22 protein-coding genes are annotated in these 23,872 nt (G+C 32.8%); 11 read left to right on the top strand and 11 right to left on the bottom strand.

All coding sequences use genetic code 11. The features are described 5' to 3' along the window. Positions 1-8: 8 nt before the first annotated feature. Positions 9-875, top strand: coding sequence for a lipoyl synthase (lipA, locus tag HNQ03_RS04105; RefSeq protein ID WP_173778391.1), 867 nt, complete (start codon positions 9-11; stop codon positions 873-875). Positions 876-890: 15 nt separating this feature from the next. Then, positions 891-1,802 carry an MBL fold metallo-hydrolase gene (locus HNQ03_RS04100; RefSeq protein ID WP_173778390.1) on the top strand — a complete coding sequence of 304 codons (912 nt, stop codon included), beginning with the start codon at positions 891-893 and terminating at the stop codon, positions 1,800-1,802. A 67-nt stretch (positions 1,803-1,869) separates the two neighbouring features. Here HNQ03_RS04100 and HNQ03_RS04095 read toward each other — a convergent pair whose 3' ends face one another. The 4 genes from HNQ03_RS04095 to HNQ03_RS04080 form a co-directional block, all read right to left on the bottom strand. Next, the gene (locus HNQ03_RS04095; protein WP_173778389.1) at positions 1,870-3,495 is read right to left on the bottom strand and encodes a T9SS type A sorting domain-containing protein; all 1,626 of its coding nucleotides are present in this window, start codon (positions 3,493-3,495) and stop codon (positions 1,870-1,872) included. 3 nt (positions 3,496-3,498) lie between these two features. Beyond that, the gene (locus tag HNQ03_RS04090) at positions 3,499-4,734 is read right to left on the bottom strand and encodes a M20/M25/M40 family metallo-hydrolase (RefSeq protein WP_173778388.1); all 1,236 of its coding nucleotides are present in this window, start codon (positions 4,732-4,734) and stop codon (positions 3,499-3,501) included. Between the two features lie 158 nt (positions 4,735-4,892). Then, positions 4,893-5,390: a Dps family protein gene (locus tag HNQ03_RS04085; RefSeq protein WP_173778387.1), complete on the bottom strand. Its 498-nt coding sequence runs from the start codon at positions 5,388-5,390 to the stop codon at positions 4,893-4,895. Positions 5,391-5,412: 22 nt separating this feature from the next. Continuing rightward, positions 5,413-5,922 carry a pyridoxamine 5'-phosphate oxidase family protein gene (locus tag HNQ03_RS04080; protein ID WP_173778386.1) on the bottom strand — a complete coding sequence of 170 codons (510 nt, stop codon included), beginning with the start codon at positions 5,920-5,922 and terminating at the stop codon, positions 5,413-5,415. Between the two features lie 167 nt (positions 5,923-6,089). Between HNQ03_RS04080 and HNQ03_RS04075 the strand changes: the two genes are divergently transcribed. The 6 genes from HNQ03_RS04075 to HNQ03_RS04050 are packed head-to-tail and all read left to right on the top strand — an operon-like array spanning position 6,090 to position 13,546. Further along, positions 6,090-7,295, top strand: coding sequence for an NAD(P)/FAD-dependent oxidoreductase (locus HNQ03_RS04075; RefSeq protein WP_173778385.1), 1,206 nt, complete (start codon positions 6,090-6,092; stop codon positions 7,293-7,295). Positions 7,296-7,298: 3 nt separating this feature from the next. Then, complete coding sequence (locus HNQ03_RS04070; protein WP_173778384.1) at positions 7,299-8,318, top strand: ligase-associated DNA damage response exonuclease; 1,020 nt, start codon at positions 7,299-7,301, stop codon at positions 8,316-8,318. Beyond that, a complete protein-coding gene (locus HNQ03_RS04065) occupies positions 8,315-9,895 on the top strand; it encodes an ATP-dependent DNA ligase (RefSeq protein WP_173778383.1) in 1,581 nt (526 codons plus the stop codon). Before HNQ03_RS04070 ends, HNQ03_RS04065 begins: the two co-directional genes overlap by 4 nt. Continuing rightward, complete coding sequence (locus HNQ03_RS04060) at positions 9,896-12,358, top strand: ligase-associated DNA damage response DEXH box helicase (RefSeq protein ID WP_173778382.1); 2,463 nt, start codon at positions 9,896-9,898, stop codon at positions 12,356-12,358. Beyond that, positions 12,355-12,996, top strand: a complete 642-nt coding sequence (pdeM, locus tag HNQ03_RS04055) for a ligase-associated DNA damage response endonuclease PdeM (protein ID WP_173778381.1) — start codon at positions 12,355-12,357, stop codon at positions 12,994-12,996. The genes HNQ03_RS04060 and pdeM overlap by 4 nt, the downstream gene beginning before the upstream one ends. A gap of 10 nt (positions 12,997-13,006) precedes the next feature. Then, positions 13,007-13,546 carry a lipocalin family protein gene (locus HNQ03_RS04050; protein WP_173778380.1) on the top strand — a complete coding sequence of 180 codons (540 nt, stop codon included), beginning with the start codon at positions 13,007-13,009 and terminating at the stop codon, positions 13,544-13,546. Positions 13,547-13,620: 74 nt separating this feature from the next. On the opposite strand, the gene HNQ03_RS04045 is transcribed toward HNQ03_RS04050, so the two are convergent. After that, positions 13,621-13,842 carry a hypothetical protein gene (locus HNQ03_RS04045; protein WP_173778379.1) on the bottom strand — a complete coding sequence of 74 codons (222 nt, stop codon included), beginning with the start codon at positions 13,840-13,842 and terminating at the stop codon, positions 13,621-13,623. Between the two features lie 147 nt (positions 13,843-13,989). Here HNQ03_RS04045 and HNQ03_RS04040 point away from each other — a divergent pair, with 147 nt between their 5' ends. The 3 genes from HNQ03_RS04040 to HNQ03_RS04030 all read left to right on the top strand — a co-directional run bounded on the left by HNQ03_RS04040 (position 13,990) and on the right by HNQ03_RS04030 (position 18,461). Beyond that, positions 13,990-15,240, top strand: a complete 1,251-nt coding sequence (locus HNQ03_RS04040; RefSeq protein WP_173778378.1) for a CinA family nicotinamide mononucleotide deamidase-related protein — start codon at positions 13,990-13,992, stop codon at positions 15,238-15,240. 163 nt (positions 15,241-15,403) lie between these two features. After that, positions 15,404-17,506 (top strand): M13 family metallopeptidase, encoded by a 2,103-nt coding sequence (locus HNQ03_RS04035; protein ID WP_173778377.1) that lies wholly within the window; start codon positions 15,404-15,406, stop codon positions 17,504-17,506. A 118-nt stretch (positions 17,507-17,624) separates the two neighbouring features. Next, the gene (locus tag HNQ03_RS04030; protein ID WP_173778376.1) at positions 17,625-18,461 is read left to right on the top strand and encodes an alpha/beta hydrolase family protein; all 837 of its coding nucleotides are present in this window, start codon (positions 17,625-17,627) and stop codon (positions 18,459-18,461) included. Between the two features lie 64 nt (positions 18,462-18,525). On the opposite strand, the gene HNQ03_RS04025 is transcribed toward HNQ03_RS04030, so the two are convergent. The 6 genes from HNQ03_RS04025 to hppD form a co-directional block, all read right to left on the bottom strand. Continuing rightward, positions 18,526-19,179: a hypothetical protein gene (locus tag HNQ03_RS04025; RefSeq protein WP_173778375.1), complete on the bottom strand. Its 654-nt coding sequence runs from the start codon at positions 19,177-19,179 to the stop codon at positions 18,526-18,528. Further along, the gene (locus HNQ03_RS04020) at positions 19,179-20,006 is read right to left on the bottom strand and encodes a flavin reductase family protein (RefSeq protein ID WP_173778374.1); all 828 of its coding nucleotides are present in this window, start codon (positions 20,004-20,006) and stop codon (positions 19,179-19,181) included. Before HNQ03_RS04020 ends, HNQ03_RS04025 begins: the two co-directional genes overlap by 1 nt. A 105-nt stretch (positions 20,007-20,111) precedes the next feature. Continuing rightward, positions 20,112-20,549, bottom strand: a complete 438-nt coding sequence (locus HNQ03_RS04015; protein WP_173778373.1) for a GxxExxY protein — start codon at positions 20,547-20,549, stop codon at positions 20,112-20,114. A 126-nt stretch (positions 20,550-20,675) separates the two neighbouring features. Further along, on the bottom strand, positions 20,676-21,926 hold the full coding sequence (fahA, locus tag HNQ03_RS04010) for a fumarylacetoacetase (RefSeq protein ID WP_173778372.1): 1,251 nt from the start codon (positions 21,924-21,926) through the stop codon (positions 20,676-20,678). 183 nt (positions 21,927-22,109) lie between these two features. Further along, positions 22,110-22,589 carry a hypothetical protein gene (locus HNQ03_RS04005; protein ID WP_173778371.1) on the bottom strand — a complete coding sequence of 160 codons (480 nt, stop codon included), beginning with the start codon at positions 22,587-22,589 and terminating at the stop codon, positions 22,110-22,112. Positions 22,590-22,734: 145 nt separating this feature from the next. Next, positions 22,735-23,865 carry a 4-hydroxyphenylpyruvate dioxygenase gene (gene hppD / locus HNQ03_RS04000; protein WP_173778370.1) on the bottom strand — a complete coding sequence of 377 codons (1,131 nt, stop codon included), beginning with the start codon at positions 23,863-23,865 and terminating at the stop codon, positions 22,735-22,737. Positions 23,866-23,872 lie beyond the last annotated feature (7 nt).

Raw genomic sequence — 23,872 nt, 5'->3', positions numbered from 1 at the left:
TTCATTTAATGATAGAAACCCTTACACCAAATACTTTACAAAAACCAAAATGGATTCGTGTAAAACTTCCGACAGGAAAGAATTACCGCGAATTGCGTTCTTTGGTAGATAAATATAAACTCAACACCATTTGCCAAAGTGGATCTTGCCCAAATATGGGTGAATGTTGGGGAGCTGGAACGGCCACATTTATGATATTAGGTAACGTCTGTACTAGAAGTTGCGGATTTTGTGGTGTAAAAACTGGTAAGCCTGAAGATGTAAATTGGGATGAACCAGAAAAAGTTGCTCGCTCTATAAAATTAATGAAGATAAAGCATGCTGTTTTAACTTCCGTAGATAGAGACGATATCAAAGATATGGGTTCCATTCTGTGGGCAGAAACCGTAAATGCAGTTCGTAGAATTTCGCCCGGAACCACGATGGAAACGTTAATTCCAGATTTTCAAGGAATTACCAAACATATAGATCGTTTGATAGAAGTAGCTCCAGAAGTAATTTCTCACAATATGGAAACTGTAAAAAGATTGACAAGAGAAGTAAGAATTCAAGCGAAATATGAACGCAGTTTGGAAGTTCTTAATTATCTTAAATCTGCCGGACAAAAACGTACAAAAACAGGTTTGATGCTAGGATTGGGTGAAGAAAAATCTGAAGTTTTGCAAACGATAGAAGACATCAGAAATGCAAATGTAGATGTAATCACGATTGGGCAATATTTGCAACCTTCAAAAAATCACTTACCCGTAAAAAGATTTATTCCTTTAGAAGAATTTGAGGAATATAAAGCATTTGCAACAGATTTAGGCTTTCGTCATATAGAAAGTTCTCCTTTGGTAAGGTCTTCCTATCACGCAGAAAAGCATATTCATTAATTTTAATACTTAGAAATGGATAGAAAAACCTTCCTTAGAAATAGCAGTCTAGCAATGGCACTTTTGGCATTTGATCAAAGTTCGCTATTCGCAAAAGATCTTTCAATCTTGAAAAATCAGTTTCAATTTAAATTATTGAGAAATGATGTAGGTATTTTCACAGAATCTGGTGGAACTATTGCGTGGCTCAATTCTCCAGATGGTTTCGCAGTCGTAGATACTCAATTTCCAAAAAATGCTGAACATGTAATTGCTGAACTTAAAAAATTGAAGGACAATCCTTTTAAATTTTTAATAAATACACATCATCATGGAGACCATACCGGTGGAAATATTTCTTTCAAAGGTCTTGCAGAAAATGTTGTAGCGCATACAAATTCACTTATCAATCAAACCAAAGCTGCAGAGAAAGCAGGAAAAATGGATGAGCAATTGTTACCAAATATTACTTTTGAAAAAAAATGGAAGGCAAAATTGGGTAAAGAAAAAATTGTTGGAAAATATTTTGGTGCAGCTCATACAAACGGAGACTGTGTTTTTCATTTCCAAAATGCCAATGTAGCTCATGTTGGAGATTTAGTTTTTAATAAAAGGTTTCCCTACATTGATAAGGATAATGGCGCAAACATCGAAAGTTGGATTTCCGTTTTAGAAAATGTCAGAAAATATTATGATAATGATACGCTGTTTATTTTCGGACACAGCAGAGAAGAAGGGAAAATTACTGGCAATAAAAATGATATTTTGGCTTTTCAAAATTATTTAGAAAAATTGCTCACGTATACAAAATCTGAAATCGCAAAAGGAAAATCTAAAGAAGATATTCTAAAATCTACCACCACAATTCCTGGTGCTCCAGATTGGCAAGGAGATGGGATAGAAAGAAGCATCAGTGCAGCTTACCAAGAATTAACAGCAAAAATGTAATGGATTTTTAAATCAAAAAAAATCGCTCTCGTAATTGAAAGCGATTTTTTATTTAAAAGAAATTCTGCTATTTGTGCATTCTATTTCCTACTATTAATTTATGAGTAATTTTTTCAGTTGGTGTTTCAAGTGAAATGAGATATACATTTCCACCTTTAAGATTATCTATTTCTTTTTGAAAATTATTTTTTCCAATTTTCCAATTTTTTAGCTCTATTTTATCAACAAGAGAACCTTTTATATCATGAATTGTTAACGTAACATTTTCATTTTTAATTAAGTTGAATGTAATGTTGAGAATACCATCATTTGGATTTGGGTAAATCATTAAATTTAGATTGTTGGTACTAGATTGATTCAATTCATCTACAGATAATGGAGAAGATTTTTTAATAAAAACCTTGAAAATTTGATTGTTTGAAGTACTTTGTGTGCCATCATTTACAAAAAATATATTTGGAGGTGTACTGCTTATTCCACCAAAAATATAACCTATCAAAGTATTTGTTGTAGGTACATTATCCAATTTGAAAACTTCATTATTGAAATGAGGTAAATTTAAATTCGGAATAAATTCTGCTCCAGATCCTAAAAGTGAAGGCATCACAATTGGCAATTTATATTCTGCCATATTTCCACTGCTATCTGTAGTTACTCTTGCAATTGTATTTACAAATGGAACATTATTGTCTTGAACCAGAGTTCCGGCATTATCATAAAATTGCGCAATTCCACCAAAAAAAACGGTGTGCATTTCATTATTTAATTCAGAATAGATTGGTAAAACTGGGCAGTGGTAATGGTTGTAATATTGCTGGAAAGTATTATTAACAGCATAACCGTTAGAATCTACCGTTACAGAATTTAGAAAAGGCAAATCTGCTGTAGTTTGAAAAACTCCTGAAAACATAGTTATTCCTTCATTTCCATTTGGCAAAATTTGCGGTTCTGCATTATAATCTCTTCTATGCAAATTTACTGCGTCTGTATAAGCGGTAAGATGATTGATGGTAATATTGGTTCCATTGTCTGTAATGGTGAATTTTCTAATGTTATTGGTGTATTCTTGAATAAAACCAGGTCCATTATTTGGTCCCATTGGATTGTATCTTCCAATAAATTTTTGACCACCTAAAAGATGATAAATACTTCCAATTTTCTTTAACCTTCCTCCAGTTACTTGAAATTGAGAATCAGTAATTTGTCTAATAGATGTTGAAAAACTGGTGTTGTTTATAATGGCATTGATAACGTCTGCAACTTTTATTACGGTTAATCTATCAAAAGTGGTATGATTTCCAAGAGTTGCACTATAACCATATCCACCAACGCAATATAGATAATCTCCATCTTGAAAAAATTGCATATTTGTGGAGCTTAATTGCTCTTGAATTGCGGTGGATAAAGAAGTTAAAGGTGCAGACCATTTTTGTTGAGAAACAGGATCTACTACTATAAGCTGATTATTATGTCCGGCAATATCAAAAGCTGCAAAAGGTTGTCTTATGTGAAGTCCGTCTAATCTACCACCAACCAAAAGCCATTTTCCATTGGCTTGTCCGAAAGAAAAAGATTGTATTCCTCCCAAATTGGTAATGCTTATTGGCTCTAATGAAATTTCAAATGGTGCTGTTTGAGCATTTATAGTAAAGATTCCTATTGCAAATAGAAAAGGGAATAGAAATTTATTCATGGTTTAAAATTTTATATTGATGGTTTGGTTTTTCTTATTTCTAATGAATTTTAATTTGTAAAATTGATCTTTTTTCAAAGTAGATAATGCTTTCATATAAGTATAAACATCTGTAATGTCTGTTTTATGAATTTTTGTAATGATGTCTCCTTTTTGCAAACCGTATTTTTCTGCTGTTCTATTTTCTATCACTTCTTGTATGTGCAATCCATCTCCATAATCTGTGTAATCGGGAAAAATTCCGAGAGTAACTTTAAATGAAGAAATATTTTCTGTAGATTTTAATTTGGTTTGTAGAAATGGCAATTCAGGATTTAGTGCTAAATCATCTATTACAGATTTTGCAAAATCTACTATTTCAGCTGTTTTTTTGAAATTTATTTTATCGGCATCATCTGTAGGTTTATGATAATCAAGATGTAAACCTGTGTGTAAAAATAAAACCGGAATTCCATTGGTGTAAAAAGAGGTGTGATCTGAAGGTCCTGTTCCACTTTCATCTAGCGTAAGTTGAAAATTATCGGGTTTATTTTCGTTAATTGTTATCGTGAAATTTGGAGAAGTTCCAATTCCTCCAATATTTAGAGAATTTGTAGAATCCATTCTTCCAATCATATCAAAGTTGAGCATCAATGAACTGTTGGGATATTCTTTTTTAATTATTTCTGCGATAGATTTAGATCCCATCAATCCCAATTCTTCTCCAGAAAAGCATACAAAAATAAAGTTGACGTGTTCTTTTATATTGTTTTTGCTATACATATTAGCCAATTCTAAAACGGCAGAAACTCCAGAAGCATTATCATCTGCACCATTATGAATTTGCCCTTTTCCTTTCGAGTCGGTAGATAAATTATATTCATTTAAACCTAAATGATCATAATGCGCTCCAATTACAAAAGTATATTTTGCTTCATTATCCAAAAATGCCACAACATTTCTTCCCGTTATGGTGTTGGAATTTGTGCCATTTCCATGAGGGTTTGAATTATAATTAAATGAAAAATAATTGATAAAATCATTATTCGTAAAAGGAGTAAGATTTAATTCTTGAAAGTAATTTGAAATATATTCTGAGGCTAATTTTTCACCAGTAGAACCTACAAGTCTGCCTTCCATAGAATCTGAAGATAAAACTTCAATGTGTTTTTTAATCTGAGAAGTATCAACTTGCGCAGAAATAGAAATCCATTGTAATGAAAAGAATAGTAGAGCGATTATTTTTATAGAAAGCTTCATTTTAAGTATTGTACTTCAAAAATAGCTATATTTATAATCAAAAATTGTAACAAAGGTTACATACAGTATTTATAATTTAAAAATACCAATACTTTAAAAAAAAACCACAAAAAAATCGCTCTCATTGCTGAAAGCGATTTTTTTGTGAAATTTAAATTTTACTTAGACTTCGTTGCAGTTTCTTCTTTGAAGAATTTTCTCAATTTCCAAGCCATTTTTTCATGCTCTTGCATCAATCCATTTAAGAAATCTGCGGTTCCTGCATCGCCATATTTCTCTTCGCATTCATCTAGTTTTTCTCTCAAAGTTTTCACGATAGTTTCATGATCACCTACCAATTCTTTCAACATTCCTTGGTTATTTGGTACTTTTCCTGGAGTTTCTTTTAGCTGCGAGTATTTTGCAAATTCTACAGCAGTTCCAATAGCTTCTCCACCAAGTGTACTTATTCTCTCTGCCACCAAGTCTACTGCTTCTGCAACAGCATCATATTGTGCTTCAAACAATTCATGCAATTCCATAAAGTTGTCACCGGAAAGATTCCAATGAAATTTTCTCAATTTAATGTACAAAATGTTTCCATCTGCCAATACGTTATTTAAAATTTCGTTTACAGATTTCAAATTCTTCACGCTTATTCCTAAATCAGGTTTCATATTTTTTATTTTTAATTAATAATTATTTAACAGTTAAATTTCCTTCTACACCGTCGTCTCCGTCTGATTTACCACCAGAAATTGCAGTTGAGATAAAGTGAAGCATGCTTACAAATTTGCCCGCTTTGGTATCCCAATAATAGTTTTCTTCTGGAGTTACACGGATTACAGAAACTTCTGGATCATCTTTTCCATCAAACCAAGCATTAGCCATTTGTGACCATTGCTCTTCGATAGTTTCCTTATCCTTATATATGTATGCTTTTCCGAAAATGGAAAGATATTCGTAATCGTCATTACTCATAAAGTATAATTGAACACGATTATCTTCTTGAATTTCGAAATTTTTGTTGCTTGTAGAATTGCTCAAAAACCAAAGATTTCCTTGTTCATCACATTCCTGGATGCTCATTGGTCTAGAATTCTGTGGAATCTGATTCAGTTCACTACAAAACATACAAATTTTTGCTTTTTCAGATAGTTCTTTCAGTTTTGCTATCGCTTTTTCTTTATCTAAATTTTCTTTGGACATATCTTTTGTTTAAAAATTTAATTAATAATTGGGTGATTATCTTACACTAACAAAAGTAGTAGTTATAAATTTTCTCTGTTTACAACATTAATTTTGATTTTTATAAAATTTATTAATTTTAATTTTTGGATTAATTATTTATCTAAATTCGTTAAAAATTTTAAAAAATGGATTTAAAATCAAACGAACCTTTTTGGCTGGTAAAAAATGGAATTATCAATTCTTATCCATCATTAAAAGAAGATGCAGAATGCGAAATTCTTATCGTTGGTGGTGGAATTACGGGTAGTTTGTTGGCATATCAAATGATAAATGAAGGTCATAAAACAATTTTGATAGATAAAAGAGAAATTTGCAACGGAAGCACTTCCGCAACTACTTCTATGCTGCAATATGAAATTGATGTTCCATTGTATGAACTAGAAGAGCAAATTGGAAAAGAAGGCGCAGTTTTGGCCTACAAAGCTTGTTCCGATTCTATAGATGAACTAGAAAAAATTTGTAAAAATCTAAAATCCGAAGCTGGTTTTACCAGAAAAGAGTCGCTATTTTTTGCCTCAAAAAAGGAAGATGTTTCTTGGCTGAAAACAGAATTTGAAGCTCGCAAAAATGCAGGTTTTGCCGTGAAATGGCTAGAAGCAGACCAAATTCTTAAAAAATATAATTTAAAAAATACTTTTGGGGGCATTCTTTCAAAGCAAGGAGCGAGTGTTGATGCTTTTAAATTGGCGCATGAACTTTTAGAATTTAGCCAGAAGAAAGGCTTGAAAATTTATGATAAAACAGAAATGAAATCTGTTCAACATAAAAAAGGTTTCAATATTCTTACGACTACAGAAAATTATAAAATCAAAGCAAAGAAAATTATCTATTGTGTAGGTTATGAAAGCACGAATTTGATTAAAGAAAAATTCGTAAATCTGATGAGCACTTTTGCAATAAGCAGTGAAGTGAATCCAGAAAAATTGCATCATTTTGAAAATACACTTTTCTGGAATACAGATAGTCCGTATATTTATATGAGAACTACCGATGATAACAGGCTTTTAATTGGCGGTGGAGACGAAGATTTTAGAGATCCTGCCAAAAGAGATCGATTGTTAGAAAAAAAAGAGAAGGAAATTTTAAAGATTTTAAAAAAATTGCAGCCTGATTTTAAATTTTACACAGACTTTACGTGGGCAGGAACATTTGGCGAAACTAAAGATGGTTTGCCCTATATAGGAACTCATGAAAAATATCCTAATTCCTATTTTGTTCTAGGTTTTGGTGGAAATGGAATCACATTTTCTGTAACTGGAATGGATATGGCATCCGCATTTTTAAAAAATAAAAAACATGCACTCACAGAATATTTCAAATTTGGAAGATAAATTATGAATTTAATTAAATTCACAACTAAAGGCATCTATTGCATCCCGGGAAAATTTTATTTAGATCCGTGGAGACCAGTAGATTTAGCTGTAATTACTCATGGTCACGGAGATCATGCGAAATGGGGCATGAAAAAATACCTTTGCCATCATTTTACAAAACCGATTTTAAAGATTAGAATTGGTGAAGATATTGAGTGTCAAAGTGTGGGATACAACGAACCTCTGATGATTAATGGTGTAAAAGTCAGTTTTCATCCTGCGGGTCATATCGTGGGTTCTTCTCAAATCCGAATGGAATACAAAGGTTATGTCACCGTTTTTACGGGCGATTATAAAGTTCAAGACGATGGAATTTCTACCCCTTTTGAATTGGTAAAATGCCATGAATTTATCACTGAATCTACTTTCGGTTTGCCCATTTATAATTGGTTGACACCGCAACAATATTCTGAACAGATGCAAAACTGGATTGCTTTAAATAAAAGTCAAGACAAAACTTCGGTTTTCATTGGCTACTCTTTAGGAAAAGCACAGCGGATTTTAAAATCTGTAGAAGGTGCAGGGAAAGTGTATGTACATTCTTCAATCGGTAGGTTAAACGAAGCTATAGAAAGTGTGGGAATAGATTTGCCAGATTATGAGGTCTTAGACTTTCACGAAGATGTGAAAAAAGTAAAAGGAGAAATTGTAATCGTTCCGCCAGCTTTGTCAGATTCAAATATGATACGAAAAATTCCAAATCGCGCTACAGCTTTTTGTTCTGGCTGGATGCAAATTCGCGGTTCTCGCCGTTGGAAATCTGCCGATGCAGGTTTTGCCATTTCTGATCATGCAGATTGGAACGGACTTTTGGATACCATAAAAGCAACGGGCGCAGAAAAAGTACATGTAACGCACGGACAAATTGCGGTTTTTACAAAATATTTGAATGAAATTGGCATCAATGCTTTCGAGGTGAATACCAAATTTGGTGATGAAGAAGAAGCTTCTAAAGAAACTGAAAAAACTGAAGAGCTATGAAACACTTTGCCGAGCTCATTTCCGCTGTAGAAAGTAGCAACAAAACGACTGCAAAAATAGATGCAATCGTACATTATTTAGAGATTGCAGACGATAAAGATAAATTGTGGTTTCTTGCTTTATTCACCGGAAAACGTCCGAAAAGACCCGTAAATTCTAATTTATTAAAAGATTGGGCATATGAAATCACAGGTTTACCAGAATGGCTTTTCTTAGAAAGTTATTCTGCAGTTGGAGATTTAGGCGAAACTTTATCTTTAATTTTACCTGTACCAGAACATAAAATTGAAAAATCTCTCAATCAGTGGTTGGATGAATTATTGGCATTAAAAAATGCTTCTGAAGGAGAAAAAAAAGGATACGTTTTAGAAAGTTGGAACGGATTAGAAAACACAGAACGCTTTATTTTTAATAAATTAATTGGCGGAAGTTTTCGTATTGGAGTTTCTAAAAAAATACTTATAAATGCTATTGCAAAATATTCTGGACAAGAATCTAGTGCATTGATGCACAGTATAATGGGAAAATGGGAAGTTTCTGAAACAAATTTTTCGGAATTAATTTCGGGTGAAAACATCAATGCAGACAATTCTAAACCCTATCCGTTTTGCCTCGCTTATCCTTTAGAAAAAACGCCAGAAGAATTAGGCGATGTTCAAGATTGGCAAGCGGAATACAAATGGGACGGAATTCGCGGACAATTTATTAAAAGAAATGATGAGGTTTTTATTTGGTCTCGCGGAGAAGAATTAGTGAATGCGCAATTTCCAGAATTAGTTGAAGCTTTCGGAAAAATGCCAGGAGATTTTGTTTTAGACGGCGAAATTTTAGCAGTTTTGGATGATCAAGTTTTAAATTTTAGTGTTTTGCAGCAGCGTTTAAACAGGAAAACCATTACAAAAAAAATGATGCAGGAAATTCCTATTCAAACTTTTGTGTATGATATTTTAGAATTGGATGGGAAGGATTTGCGGGAAGCAGATTTAGAAGAAAGAAGACTTCATTTGGAAAATTTAATAGAGAAAAATCCGGTTGATAATATTAAAATTCCGCCAATAGTTATCGCAAAAAATTGGGAAGAATTAGCCGAAGCTAGAGAATCATCAAGAGATAATAATTCCGAAGGTTTAATGCTAAAACAAAAAACTTCTAAATACCATTCTGGCAGAAAAAAAGGCGATTGGTGGAAATGGAAAGTGGATCCATTAACGATTGACGCAGTTTTAATTTATGCCCAAAAAGGTAGTGGTAGAAGAAGCGGATTTTACACAGATTACACTTTTGCCGTGAAACAAGAAGATAAATTGGTAACCATTGCAAAGGCTTATTCTGGATTAACGGATAAGGAAATAATGGAAGTTAGCCGATTTGTAACCAAAAATTCTTTAGAAAAATTTGGACCGGTACGAACTGTAAAAGCCGAATTGGTTTTCGAAATTGCCTTTGAAGGAATAGGATTTAGCAAACGTCACAAAAGTGGAGTAGCCTTGCGTTTTCCAAGAATAAAAAGATGGCGACGAGATAAAAAAGTGGACGAAATAGACGATATTGAAGAAGTAAAAAAATTAATTACTTAAATGGCAGATTTTCAAAATTCCGAGGGTTACAAAATCATCCACAATTGGTTGGCGGAAAAAACGTTCTCGCCATTTGAATTTCAATTGAAAACTTGGGAAAAGTACAGCCGTGGTTACAGCGGAATGGTGATTGCACCAACAGGTTTTGGAAAAACGTATTCAGTTTTTATTGCAGTAATTGCAGATTTTTTAAATAATCCCACACAATACAAAGACGGCTTAAAATTATTGTGGATTACGCCGCTTCGTGCTTTAGCTAAAGATATTGCCAAAGCTATGGCAGAAGCCATCGCAGAAATTGGTCTTGATTGGACGGTTGGTGTACGAAATGGCGATACACCCGTTTCCGAAAAGGCAAAACAATTGAGAAAAATGCCAGACATACTTTTGGTAACGCCAGAAACAGTGCATTTACTTTTAGGGCAAAAAAATCACCAACGATTTTTCAAAAATTTAAAATGTGTTGCCATAGATGAATGGCACGAACTTTTAGGAAGTAAACGTGGGGTTTTAGTAGAGTTAAGTTTAAGCAGATTATTAAGTTATCAAAAGAAATTAAAAATCTGGGGAATTACGGCGACCATCGGTAATTTAGATGAAGCCTTGGAAGTTTTAATTCCATATGATTTAAAGAAAACAAAAGTTGTCGCCAAAGAAAAAAAGAAAATAGAAATACAATCTGTTTTTCCAGATGAGGTAGAAATTTTACCTTGGGCAGGACATTTGGGTGGAAAATTGGTAGATAAAGTAACACCGATAATTCTCGAAAGTAAAACGACCATTGTATTTACCAATACCAGAAGTCAGGCAGAAATGTGGTATCAATTATTGTTGAGCCATCATCCAGATTTCGCCGGACAAATTGCCATTCACCATAGTTCTATTGATAAAGATTTACGAATTTGGATCGAAGAAAATTTAAGTTCTGGTTATTTAAAAGCTGTTGTTTCTACTTCGTCTTTAGATTTGGGTGTAGATTTCAAACCTGTGGATACAGTTATTCAAATTGGCTCTAGCAAAGGTGTTGCTAGGTTTTTACAACGGGCAGGAAGAAGTGGACATTCACCTTTTGAAACCTCGAAAATCTATTTTGTTCCCACGCATTCTTTAGAATTAATAGAAGTTGCCGCTTTAAAAGAAGCCGTAAAACAAAATGTGATAGAACCGAGAGTTCCGATGGTGATGACGTTTGATGTTTTGGTTCAATATCTGGTTACATTAGCAATTGGCGAAGGTTTTGATCCGATTGAAACTTTTCCTCAAATAAAAAAAACCTTTGCTTTTAGTTTAATTACAGAAGCAGAATGGACTTCAATTTTGCAATTTATAACGATTGGTGGTGGCGCTTTCAAAAATTATGAAGAGTTTCATAAAGTTATTATTGAAGACGGAATTTATAAAGTGACTAACCGCAGAATTGCGATGCACCATAGGATGAATATTGGTGTAATTGTGAGCGATGCCATGCTAAAAGTGAAATTTATAAGTGGAGGTTATATCGGAATGGTGGAAGAATATTTCATTACAAAATTGAATAAAGACGATAAATTTATTTTGGCTGGTCGCGTTTTAGACGTAGTTCACATAAAAGAAATGACAGTCTTTGTGCGTGGCGGAAAAGGAAAAGCACGAGTTCCAAGTTATGTAGGTGGCAGATTACCAATGAGTTCCCATCTTGGCAGATTTTTGAGAATGAAACTTTCTGATGCACTTCAAGCTAAAACTTCAGAAAAGGAATTGACATTTCTTCATCCTTTATTAGCTAATCAAGAAGAGCGATCTGTTATTCCGAAAGAAGATGAATTTTTGGTGGAACTAATTCACACGCGAGAGGGTTACCATTTATTTTTCTATCCATTTGAAGGCAGATTGGTGCATGAAGTGATGGCTGCATTGATGGCTTTCCGGTTAAGTAAATACGAGCAGTTATCTTTTTCTATGGCGATGAATGATTATGGTTTTGAATTATTCAGCGCTACGCAAATTCCTATTGATGATGGTATTTTAGCAGATATATTAAGTAAAGATAATTTATTGCGAGATATAGAAAGTTCCATAAATGCTACAGAAATGGCGCGCCGAAAATTTCGGGATATTGCTGTAATTTCTGGTATGGTGATCCAAAGTTATCCAGGCAAACAGAAAAGCAATCGCAGTTTGCAATCGTCTGCAGCTTTAATATTTAATGTTTTAGAAGAATATGATTCGGAAAATTTATTATTTAAACAAGCTTATTCTGAGGTGTTTAATCAGCAGATAGATGAGGCGAGATTGTGGGAAGCATTTTCCAGGATAGAAAAGTCAAAATTAATCCTCAAATTTGCAAACGCATTCACGCCTTTAAGTTTTCCCATCAAAGTAGATAGTTTACGACAATCTATGAGTAATGAAGACTTGGGAGATAGAATAAGAAGATTACAAGAAGCGAGTATGAAGAAGAAGTTTAAGAAAAATAATAAATGATTCAGGTTTTAGAAAAAGAAATTCACGGTGAAAAGCTAATATTCACAAATTTGCGCGCCATTTATTGGGAGAAAGAACAAACTTTAATTTTTAGTGATTTACATGTTGGAAAATCTGCACATTTTAGAAAAAATGGAATTGCAATTCCGGGTGGAATTTTAGAAAAAGATTTAAAAAATTTAGAAAAATTAATAGCACATTTTGATGTTCAGCACCTATTGATAGTTGGCGATTTGTTTCATGCCGGAAAAAACGGCGATTTAGATATATTTTGTGAGTGGCGAAAGAAATTTTGTGATTTAAAATTAACATTAATTAAAGGAAATCACGATAGAATTAAGAAAGCTTTTTACGAAGAACACTGTATAGATTTGGTAGAAAAAGAATTAGTGATGGGTTCATTTGTATTTATCCACGAGCCAAATGTAGATCAAAATTATTATTCTATTTCAGGACATATTCATCCAGGTGTGGTTTTTGGAACGCATAAAGAAAAATTGAAATTGCCATGTTTTGCTTATTCTAAAAATCAGTTAATATTACCTGCATTTAGTGAATTTACAGGTTTAGATACCAAAACTTTACAAAAAAATTATAAATCAATTGCTTTCACAAAGCAACATATTTTTGAAATTTAAAAGAGATGATATGAAAAATTTAAATAAAATATCTTTAGCATTAGGATTAAGCGTTTCCTTCTTATTAATTTTAAATTCCTGCGCTACAGGTCTTCCAAAAGGTGCAACAGCTGTTTCAAATTTTGACTCGAACAAATATCTAGGCAAATGGTATGAAATTGCCCGCTTCGATTTCCGTTTTGAAAAGAATCTGAATCAAGTCACTGCAACTTATTCTAAAAAAGAAAATGGAAATATAAAAGTTGAAAACCGAGGTTACGATTATGTAAAGAATGAATGGAAAGAATCTATTGGTGAAGCAAAATTTGTAAAAAATCCAAATATTGCAGAATTAAAAGTTTCTTTCTTTAAACCAATTTGGGCATCGTACAACGTAATTGATATCGATGAAGATTATAAATATGCTTTGGTAGTAGGAAACAACAAAGATTATATGTGGATTTTATCTCGAGAAAAAACTTTACCCGAAAGTTATAAACAAAGATTCCTATCGAAAGCGAAATCTTTGGGTTTTGAGATTGAGAATTTAATTTGGGTGGAGCAGAAGTAAATATATCCTTTTTAAAATAACAGAGCTCACAATATAATATTACGAGCTCTGTTTTATAATGATTTCAAATCTCTTTACAATGCAAACAATTGGTGCTCATCCACATGCATTTCTTGGCCGAGTTCTTTTTCAGAAACCTTGATAGCAATCATATAATCTTTATGATCGTCCGGAAAAACTTCGCTATTGTCCAAAGCTTCTCTATTTTTCTTTCCTTTTTGATCTTTGGTTGCGAGAATAATACATCTTTTACCAGACTTTAATTCCATTACCTCTTGATTAATTTCAAACTTCATAATAATATTATTTTTTAAATTCGAATGAAAGTAAATATACGATAATTTTAAACAGAAAAATTTATTCATACTTAATTGATAACTTTTTCTAAAGCAGATTTTTTAATGATAATATTCTAAATACCTTTGCCAAAATATTTTACTTAAATGCAAGCAGCGCTAATCACCATCGGAGACGAAATCCTTTCCGGAAATACAGTAGATACCAATTCTACCTACATCGCAGAAAAACTAAAGAATATTGGAATTAAAACCGTGCAGATTTTTACAATTTCTGACGAGATCGAAACTATAAAAAAGACCATGAAATCTGCTTTTGAAGTTGCAGATCTAGTAATTACAACTGGCGGACTTGGACCAACAAGAGATGATAAAACAAAAATCGCTTTTAAGGAATTTTTTAATGATGAACTGGTTTTAGATGAGGTAACTTTTGAGCATTTGAAGCAACTTTTAACCAAAAGAAACCGGGAATCATTAGTAGATTTAAATAAAGACCAAGCTGTAGTTTTATCTAAAGCGACCATTCTTCAAAATTTTAATGGCACCGCGCCTTGCCAAATGGTGGAGGAGAATGGTAAAATAGCGATTTGTCTACCTGGCGTTCCATTTGAAGTAAAGCCCTTCATGAAAAATCAAATAATTCCTTTTCTGCAGGAGAAATTTGATTTACCATTTATAGAGACACGCATTATTTCTGTAGTAGAATATCCGGAAAGTTTGTTGGCTAAAGATATTTCATCTTGGGAAGATCAATTGCCAAAACCAATTACGCTTTCTTACTTGCCGATAGCAAACAGAGTAAAATTGAAATTAACAAACGTAGGTTTTGATTTAGCTAAAATTAAAAATGAACTACAAATTGAAGTTGATAAAGTTTTACCCATCATCAAAGGAAAAGTAATTGCTACCAATTATGAAGGCATAGAAGATATATTGCATGATTTATTAATAGAAAAAAATCTCAGCCTTTCTGTGGCAGAATCTTGTACAGGAGGCGCATTATCTCAATTAATATCTTCTGTTTCTGGTGCTTCGCAATATTTCGTGGCAAGTATTATTCCTTACGATTATCAACAAAAAATTAAGATTCTGGGCGTTTTGGCAGAAACGATAAAATCTAAAACCGTTGTTTCTGAAGAAGTAGCACAAGAAATGAGTTTCGGTTTGATGAATTTATTTCAAACTGATATCGCACTTTCTACCACTGGAGTTGCCGGTCCAAATTCTGATGAATTTAATAGTGAAATTGGAACTGTTTTTTATTCCATTAGAGTAAAAGATTTTGAGCAAACCTTCAGATTATTTTTGCCACATTTAGAACGAAAAGATTTTATGAGTTTTGTGTCACAAAAAGTTTTGCAAGATTTGATTGCAATTTTAGTTAAAACTGCTTAGAATGTTTTACAATTTGTAAATAGAAGCATTCTTTACAAAATAATCTACTTTATAAAATATTAAAAGCGGTAAATTTTCTTAAAAAAAAGTTACAATCGGTAACTATTTCCGTATTTTTACTACTTATATTTTATAATTTTAATTTATTAATAATCGATATTTTATGAAAAAATCAATATTGGCAATTATTGCTGTAGCAGGCTTGCTTGCTGTAGAATCTTGCAAAACTAAAATGGCTGTAACACCAGAGCCAACCAAAGAATCTTCTATGGAAATGTCGCCACCAATGCAAGAAAAAATGGCAACGCAAGAAAAAGGTTTAATGCTCAAAGATTTTGATACTTCTGTTCGCCCACAAGATAATTTTTACGATTTTGTGAATGGGAATTGGATGAAAACTGCCGTAATTCCTTCTGATAAAAGCAGTTGGGGATCTTTCAATAAATTGAGAGAAGATACGGATAATAATTCTATGACAATTTTGAACTCACTTTTGAGTGATAAATTTGCAGCCGGAAGTGAAGGCAAGAAAATTCAAGATTTGTATGCCACTTATATGGATATGAATAAAAGAAATGCTGATGGGATTGCACCATTAAAAGCAGATCTTGCGAAAATAGACGCCATTAAAAACATGACGGATTTTCAAAATTATTTGGTAGAAGCTACAAAAGAAGGAGACAATCCTTTTTATAGTTGGGGAGTTTATGCAGATTTGAAGAATTCTACGATGAATGCTGTTTATCTTGGAGATATTTCTTTAGGCTTAGGAAGAGATTATTACCAAAAAACCAACGAAAAAAATACAGAAGTAATTGGAGAATATACCAAATATGTTGCAACAATGTTGGATCAATTGGGTTACAAAAATTCTTCTGCAACGGCAAAAAGTATTGTAGATTTTGAAAAATTGACAGCGCAATCTTTATTGACAAATGAAGAAGCTAGAGATAATACTTTGCAATATAACCCGAAAAGCAACGCAGAGCTTACAAAATTGGTGAAGAATATTGACCTACCAAAATATTTGAAAGATGCGGGAGTAAATACAGATATTGCCATCATTGGCGAATTAAAATATTATCAAAATCTTGATAAATTTTTAAATGCTAAAAATTTACCATTGCTAAAAGATTTCATGAAATATAAGAAGATTTCTGGAGGAGCAAGCGTGCTTTCTCAGAAATTAGATGATATTGAATTTGATTTCTATAGCAAATATTTGAACGGTCAAAAAGAGCAAAGAGCTATGAACAAGAGAGGTTACCAAATGATTGGTGGCGTTTTGGGAGAAGCATTTGGGAAATTGTATGTAGATAAATATTTTCCTGCAGCAGCAAAAACCGAAATGGTAGAATTAATAGGATATTTAAAGAAAAGTTTCGCAAGCCACATCAACAATCTTCAATGGATGTCTTCTACAACCAAAGTAAAAGCTTTGGATAAGTTGAATAAATTCACCGTAAAAGTAGCATATCCAGATACTTGGAAAGATTATTCTAAATTAAATATTGCAGGTACAAACGAAGGTGGTACGCTTTATAAAAATCTTCAAAATGTGGGAGAATGGCAATATCAAAGGCAATTAGATAAAATAGGGAAGCCAGTAGATAAAGCAGAATGGGGAATGACGCCACAAACTGTGAATGCATACTACAATCCCGTAAACAACGAAATTGTATTTCCTGCAGCTATTTTGCAGCCACCATTTTTTAATTTTGAAGCAGATGCTGCTGTAAATTTTGGCGGAATTGGCGCGGTTATCGGTCATGAAATTACCCATGGTTTTGATGATTCTGGTGCACAATTTGACGGAGATGGAAACCTAAAAGATTGGTGGACACCAGAAGATAATACAAATTTCACAAAAGTAACTACAGCTTTAGCTTCTCAATACGATACTTACGAACCTGTGAAAGGAACTTTCATCAATGGAACTTTCACGAATGGTGAAAATATTGCAGATTTGGGTGGTGTAAATATCGCTTATGATGCTTTGCAAATGTATTTGAAAGATCACGGAAATCCAGGTGAAATAAGTGGTTATACACAAAATCAAAGATTCTTTTTGAGTTGGGGTACGGTTTGGAGAACTTTGGCAACTGAGCAAAACAAACTAAACCAAGTGAAAACAGATCCGCATTCTCCAGGATATTTCAGAAGTTTTGGTCCATTGGTAAATGCCGATGCTTTTTATGAAGCTTTTGGTGTAAAACCAGGTGATAAATTGTACAAAAAACCAGAAGATAGAGTGAAAATCTGGTAATTACTTTTTCAATACAAACAAACCCTTTCAACTTTTGAAAGGGTTTTTTTATGATTTATATCGATTAGTTTCAAACTTATATATTATTGCGTAAATTTAAACTTGAAAATAAATTCAGATGAAATTTAAAACAGAAAAAAACATCATTTTAGAAAATAAACAAGGCAGAAAATTTCTTGCAGATTTCTATATTCCAGAAATAGATGGAAAATTACCTTTAGTCATTTTTGCTCATGGCTACAAAGGTTTCAAAGATTGGGGAGCATGGAATTTAATGGCAGAAAAATTTGCAAAAGCAGGTTTTCTGTTCGTTAATTTCAATTTTTCTATGAACGGAATTGGCACAGAAAATACATCCGAATTTACTGATATTGAAGCTTTTTCGGAGAATAATTATAGCCAAGAATTAGAAGATTTGGAAGTGGTGATTGATTATTTTTCAAAATTTGAAAATGTAAATCAAGATAAAATTTCTTTAATCGGACATAGTCGAGGCGGAGGAATTTGTATTTTAAAAGCGGGTGAAGATTCCAGAATATCTTCATTAATTACGATGGGAAGTGTAGATTCTATGGATAGATTTGTGACTGGTGAGAAGCTAGAAGATTGGAAAGCTACAGGCGTTTATGAAACCTACAACAGCCGAACGAAGCAACAAATGCCGCACAAAATTCAATTTTTAAATGATTATTTAGAAAATAAAGAAAGGTTCAATATTCAAAAGGCTGCAAAAAATATAAAAATTCCTACATTGATCATTCATGGAAGCCAAGATGAAAGTGTAGATGTTTCTGCTGCGGAAAATCTATCAAAATGGATTGCAAATTCTAAATTATTACTGATAGAAAATACTGGACACACCTTCAATTCTAAGGAACCTTGGAAGGATTTTAAACTTCCTGTTGCTATGAATTTGGCTGTAAAATCTGCAATAGATTTTTTTGATAAAAAATAGCGTAGCTAGAGCTTAAAGTTCTAACAATGCTTTGTAAAATTTTTATTTCTTTGAAAAATTGATTTTATTTAACGGCTTTTTTATCAATATCTTTCAAAATTTTCTTTAAATTTTTAATTGATAAAGACGAAGCAGAATACGTGAAAAACGGACCTTTATTTCTATTTTCTTGTAGGTTCCGGTTCGCGTTTTCTGTAGATATTTCAGGATAGTTTTGCTGCCGATCTAAGTCCATTTCAGAAAATGCTTTTTGATAATATATCTTTTTGCCAGTTTTTAAATCGTAAACTTCTAGCAAGGCAAAAGCAGAATTTTTACTGTACTGAAGTGGTTTATTTAGCTCAAAAGTAGATACTTCATCTCTTAATTGTACGGTTCTTACATTTACCAAAAAATCAAAATCAGTATTGGTTCTTAAATTTTCTAATTCCGTCTCATTTGGTGTATAAGATATGTTAGAAGGCAATAAATTTTTACTTTTTGCCTCAGCCACAGAAAAAGCCTTTCCGCCGCTTAAATAATTAAATTCTGCCAAAATTTTACGATCTAAATGTTCTCTTTGCACAGATGTAAGATCTGAAAAAAGATCATTGATCAACCATTTTTTTTCATTATTAAATGCCAGTGCCGGACTAAAACCAAGATAATCTCGCCGTACAGGAACAAAACAGCTTTGAAAAATGACAAGTATTAATAAAAAATGGAATTTTCTATTCATTAATTATTCGAATTCAAAATTTTCCAAGCTTCGGCAGTTTTACTTTCTAGTAAAAGTTTTTGGGCTTCAAAATGGATTTTCTCATCAGCAGAAAAGTTGCCTTTCAGCAATTCCTCCACATTGGCGAGCATTCCCAAATCATTACCGGTAAAAACTTTAGAATTTTTTATCGATTGCGGTAGTTGATCATAGCCAATTCCTTTCTTTTGCAATGGTTTTGGGACTTCAAATAGTGTGTCTACCGAGGTTTTTCCATACCAACTACTACCCAATCTAGAAACTAAATTCAGTTTTGTTTGATCTAAATTTCCATTTTCATTTAAAAATTCTTCTCGCACATGAATTTTTACAACTTCACAAATTACCAAATTTCCAGCACCACCATTAGGTCCTAAAGATTTCACTTCCAGAACTTTGCATTCCATGTTTACTGGACTTTCTACAATTAAAGGTGGTTTTATCAAATCTGCAGGTTTCATGGTTAGTCCTGTTTTCACAAATTCATTCACGCCATCTTCATATTCCGTAGAAGACAGAGAAACTTGCTGCACCATTTCAAAGTTCACGTTACCAATAACGACTTCTGGAACTTCCAACACATTCTCTAACGTGTGTTTGGTGGTATTATCTCGGACTCTTCTTGCTGGAGAAAATATCAAAACCGGAGGATTACTGCTAAAAAGATTAAAAAAACTAAACGGCGATAGATTTACATTTCCATCTTTATCAATGGTAGATGCAAGAGCAATCGGACGTGGTGCAACAGCTGTCTGCAAAAGTGTTTGCAATTCAAAATTATTAAGGTCTTTTATATTGATGGATTTCATATTGGAATTTTTTTGAAGCATTAGTCACATAAGTTTTTAGTTATTTATCTTGAGGATATTTAGTTTCACATTAGTTTTCAAAATCAAAGATTTTTAATTTAGATTTCAATTTTTAGGCAAATTAGAAAAGTATTTATTAACAAAAGTTTCATGTCCCTCGTGATATAGATTGTTGACATTGAAGTTTATAAGAATTCCTTTAGGTACTTTTAGTAAATTCATGTAATTCAAAGTTTGCGCTCGATGAATATCGTGAAATTCTACAACAGATTTTAATTCGAGAATAATCAAATCTTCAATTAAGAAATCGCATTTTACTTTGCAATCTACAATTTCACCTTTGTAATCTACAATTTCACCTTTGTAATCTAATGGTATTTCTAATTCGGATTTAGTTCTTAAATTTAGAAGTGAGAATTCCTTCTTCAAACACTGATGATAGACATTCTCTAAAAGACCGGGACCAAGTATTTTATGAACTTCAATACATGCTCCCGTTATTTTATATGTTAGTTCGTTAATAAATTTCTGTGTAATTTCCATAATTTCATATATAAAAATCTCTGATTTTAAAACTTATGTGAACTAATGCTAACTAAAATAAAACGCTAAAAAAAAAGAAACTAATGTGGTTAAAAAAGTACAGTTAAAGAATGTGGTAAAAATAAACTATGGTTTAGCAGCCAATATCTTCCCAGAAACTTCCCCAAAACCAACTCTCAATCCATCTTTTTCCGCGAAACCTCTCATGATAATCGTATCGTTATCATCAATAAATTTTCTCTCGCTTCCATCTTTTAATTGAATAGGATTTGTACCTCTCCACGTTAATTCTAGCATAGATCCGTAAGAATCTTTTTCTTTACCAGAAATGGTTCCCGATGCATACAAATCTCCAACTTCCACGTTGCAACCATTTATGGTGTGATGTGCTAATTGTTGCGCCATATTCCAATACATGTATTTGAAATTGCTTTGTGCGATGAGGTTTTCTTCACCGTTTTCTGGTTGTAAAAATACTTCAAGATTGATGTCAAAATTTTTGTTTCCCTCAAATTTTAGATAATCCAAAACTTCAGGATCTTGTTTCGGTGAAGAAGCTCTAAATGGTGCTAATGCTTCTAAAGTCACCACCCAAGGTGAAACTGTAGACCCGAAATTTTTTGCTAAAAATGGTCCAAGTGGAACGTATTCCCAAGCTTGTATATCTCTTGCAGACCAATCATTAAACAAAACCATTCCAAAAATAGAATCTTCTGCATCTCCTACAGAAATAGAAGTTCCCATTTCGGTATTTTGATTGATGATGAAGCCCATTTCCAATTCGAAATCTAGTTGTTTAGAGGGTCCAAAAATTGGTTTATCCATGTCTGCTGGTTTCGTTTGTCCTTTTGGTCTATGCAAATCTGTCCCAGAAATAACGATGGAAGAAGCTCTGCCATGATATCCAACCGGAATGTGTTTCCAGTTTGGTAAAAGTGCATTTGCAGGATCGCGAAACATAGATCCCACGTTGGTTGCATGTTCTATACTGCTATAGAAATCTGTATAATTGGGAACATGAACGGGCATCATCATTTTCACCTGATCCAAATCAAAGAAGCAATCTTCTATGCTTTTTTCATCTTTAGAAAGCAAAGAACCTTCTAGTAATAATTGCTGAATTTTCTCGCGAACAGCATTCGTTACAGGTTTTCCGAGTTCTATGAATTCATTTAAAGTGTAGGCTTCAAACACATTTTCATTCAAACCATCAATGTTTTCTAAAAATCCGTAATCGTATAATGTGGCAAGATCCAAAACCATATCGCCAATTCTCGTGGCACAAGCAATATATTCTTGATTAAAAACTGCAACTCCGAATGGAACGTTGTGTATAGAAAAGTCAGATTCTTCCGTATAATTTACAAATGATTTCATATTAAATATTTAAAGTATTTGAGAAAATTGATACTAATTTTTTGGGCAGTCTCGTCTTCAAGACGATACCTTTTGTTCCTTCCGCTTTTACATCGGAATCCACTCATCGCTTTTTTTAGGACGAGAGCAAGATTTGTAATAAAATAAGATTTATTTAAAAGTTTTAAAAGTTTTAAAAGTCGCCTATTTCTTTTTTTTCTTCATGGTTTGATTGATGAAAGCCTCATCTATCCACCTTTTTTTCGTGTTGATATCTACCAAATAGATAATTTCGTCTTGGTTGGTCGCAAAAAAAGTTTTTGTAATTGGGATTGCAATTTTTTTGCCTTCCAAAAGATTGGCGCGGATGGAAACTATATTCTTTCTAGTCTGAAGTACATCTCCAGAAAATACATTGGAAACACTTGTTCCATCTTTTTTATCATCAAAAATTTCTACATAAGTCAAATTTTTTCCATTGATGATTACAAAACTTCTTTCCGTATGATCTGGAAATTCTTCTATTAAAATAAATTTTTTGCGAGAAATATCTTGTTTCACAAGCGGCTGATTAATTCCTTTCCGCTGTTCCAATTTCGTCAAAATTGCATCTAAACTTCCATATTGTGCATTCATTAAAATTGAAAATGAAATCAATACGAAACTTAAAATTATTTTTTTCATTATGTGTATTATTTAATTCTAATCATGCCAAACTTCTTTAGCCTAAATTTTATTAACCTAAATAAACTTTGTTTATTTAGGTTATATTTTGTCATTAAGTCATAATGACCTTAATTCTTCAAAAAATTTAATGATAAAGAGAAAACTACAAGTTTCCACGTTTCTCTTGCTCTCTTTCCAAGGCTTCAAATAACGCTTTGAAATTTCCAGCGCCAAAACTTTGCGCGCCATGTCTTTCTATTATTTCAAAGAATAGAGTAGGTCTATCTTCAATCGGTTTTGTGAAGATTTGCAATAAATACCCTTCTTCATCATGATCTACTAATATTCCCAATTCCATCAATTGTTTGATGTCTTCGCCAATAGTTCCCACTCTTTCCGGGATCATTTCGTAGTACGCTTCTGGTGGTGCGCTCAAAAATTCTATCCCTCTTGCTTTTAAAGTTTTTACAGTATGAATAATATCTTTTGTTGCAACTGCAATATGCTGAACACCTTCTCCCTCATAAAAATCTAAATATTCCTCAATTTGAGATTTTTTTGCTCCTTCTGCAGGTTCGTTGATTGGGAATTTTGCAAAACCATTTCCATTGCTCATTACTTTGCTCATCAAAGCAGAATATTCTGTGTTGATTTGCTTGTCATCAAAACTTAAAATATTTACAAATCCCATCACTTTTTCATACCATTCTACAGTTGGTAGCATTCTATCCCAACCTACATTTCCTACGCAGTGATCTACATAAAGCAAACCAACTTCTTCAGGATTATATACGCTTTCCCATTTTTCGTAGCCTGGCATAAATGCTCCGGTGTAATTTTTTCTTTCGATAAACATGTGAACGGTTTCGCCATATGTATAAATTCCAGACATTCTCACTTCACCATGTTCATCGGTAATAGTCATTGGTTCCAGATAAGGTTTTCCACCGCGTTTTGTAGTTTCTTCGAACGCAGAATAGGCATCATCTACCCAAAGTGCAAGAATTTTCACACCGTCTCCATGTTTTTTTTGATGCTCGCAAATTGGCGAATCAGAATTTAAACCAGAAGTAAGTACCAATCTTATTTTGCCTTGTTGCAAAACGTAAGAAGCACGATCTCTCACGCCAGTTTCCGGACCTGCATAAGCCAAAGATTGAAAACCAAAAGCGGTTTTGTAAAAATGGGCTGCTTGCTTTGCATTTCCGACATAAAATTCTAGATAATCTGTACCATTTATAGGTAAAAAATTCTCTGCTTGCGCTATTTTTTCTGCGAATGTTTGTGTAGACATTATTGTT

This window comes from Frigoriflavimonas asaccharolytica, assembly GCF_013294015.1.
Lineage (GTDB): Bacteria > Bacteroidota > Bacteroidia > Flavobacteriales > Weeksellaceae > Frigoriflavimonas > Frigoriflavimonas asaccharolytica.
The sequence above is the reverse complement of the archived record's forward strand: the minus strand, read 5'-3'. Positions and strand labels throughout refer to the sequence as shown.

What these genes read in the sequence shown, in the direction of transcription:
- lipA (WP_173778391.1), top strand. Translation starts at nt 9, where the DNA reads ATGATAGAAACCCTTACACCAAATACTTTACAAAAACCAAAATGGATT.
- HNQ03_RS04100 (WP_173778390.1), top strand. Translation starts at nt 891, where the DNA reads ATGGATAGAAAAACCTTCCTTAGAAATAGCAGTCTAGCAATGGCACTT.
- HNQ03_RS04095 (WP_173778389.1), bottom strand. Translation starts at nt 3,495, where the DNA reads ATGAATAAATTTCTATTCCCTTTTCTATTTGCAATAGGAATCTTTACT.
- HNQ03_RS04090 (WP_173778388.1), bottom strand. Translation starts at nt 4,734, where the DNA reads ATGAAGCTTTCTATAAAAATAATCGCTCTACTATTCTTTTCATTACAA.
- HNQ03_RS04085 (WP_173778387.1), bottom strand. Translation starts at nt 5,390, where the DNA reads ATGAAACCTGATTTAGGAATAAGCGTGAAGAATTTGAAATCTGTAAAC.
- HNQ03_RS04080 (WP_173778386.1), bottom strand. Translation starts at nt 5,922, where the DNA reads ATGTCCAAAGAAAATTTAGATAAAGAAAAAGCGATAGCAAAACTGAAA.
- HNQ03_RS04075 (WP_173778385.1), top strand. Translation starts at nt 6,090, where the DNA reads ATGGATTTAAAATCAAACGAACCTTTTTGGCTGGTAAAAAATGGAATT.
- HNQ03_RS04070 (WP_173778384.1), top strand. Translation starts at nt 7,299, where the DNA reads ATGAATTTAATTAAATTCACAACTAAAGGCATCTATTGCATCCCGGGA.
- HNQ03_RS04065 (WP_173778383.1), top strand. Translation starts at nt 8,315, where the DNA reads ATGAAACACTTTGCCGAGCTCATTTCCGCTGTAGAAAGTAGCAACAAA.
- HNQ03_RS04060 (WP_173778382.1), top strand. Translation starts at nt 9,896, where the DNA reads ATGGCAGATTTTCAAAATTCCGAGGGTTACAAAATCATCCACAATTGG.
- pdeM (WP_173778381.1), top strand. Translation starts at nt 12,355, where the DNA reads ATGATTCAGGTTTTAGAAAAAGAAATTCACGGTGAAAAGCTAATATTC.
- HNQ03_RS04050 (WP_173778380.1), top strand. Translation starts at nt 13,007, where the DNA reads ATGAAAAATTTAAATAAAATATCTTTAGCATTAGGATTAAGCGTTTCC.
- HNQ03_RS04045 (WP_173778379.1), bottom strand. Translation starts at nt 13,842, where the DNA reads ATGAAGTTTGAAATTAATCAAGAGGTAATGGAATTAAAGTCTGGTAAA.
- HNQ03_RS04040 (WP_173778378.1), top strand. Translation starts at nt 13,990, where the DNA reads ATGCAAGCAGCGCTAATCACCATCGGAGACGAAATCCTTTCCGGAAAT.
- HNQ03_RS04035 (WP_173778377.1), top strand. Translation starts at nt 15,404, where the DNA reads ATGAAAAAATCAATATTGGCAATTATTGCTGTAGCAGGCTTGCTTGCT.
- HNQ03_RS04030 (WP_173778376.1), top strand. Translation starts at nt 17,625, where the DNA reads ATGAAATTTAAAACAGAAAAAAACATCATTTTAGAAAATAAACAAGGC.
- HNQ03_RS04025 (WP_173778375.1), bottom strand. Translation starts at nt 19,179, where the DNA reads ATGAATAGAAAATTCCATTTTTTATTAATACTTGTCATTTTTCAAAGC.
- HNQ03_RS04020 (WP_173778374.1), bottom strand. Translation starts at nt 20,006, where the DNA reads ATGAAATCCATCAATATAAAAGACCTTAATAATTTTGAATTGCAAACA.
- HNQ03_RS04015 (WP_173778373.1), bottom strand. Translation starts at nt 20,549, where the DNA reads ATGGAAATTACACAGAAATTTATTAACGAACTAACATATAAAATAACG.
- fahA (WP_173778372.1), bottom strand. Translation starts at nt 21,926, where the DNA reads ATGAAATCATTTGTAAATTATACGGAAGAATCTGACTTTTCTATACAC.
- HNQ03_RS04005 (WP_173778371.1), bottom strand. Translation starts at nt 22,589, where the DNA reads ATGAAAAAAATAATTTTAAGTTTCGTATTGATTTCATTTTCAATTTTA.
- hppD (WP_173778370.1), bottom strand. Translation starts at nt 23,865, where the DNA reads ATGTCTACACAAACATTCGCAGAAAAAATAGCGCAAGCAGAGAATTTT.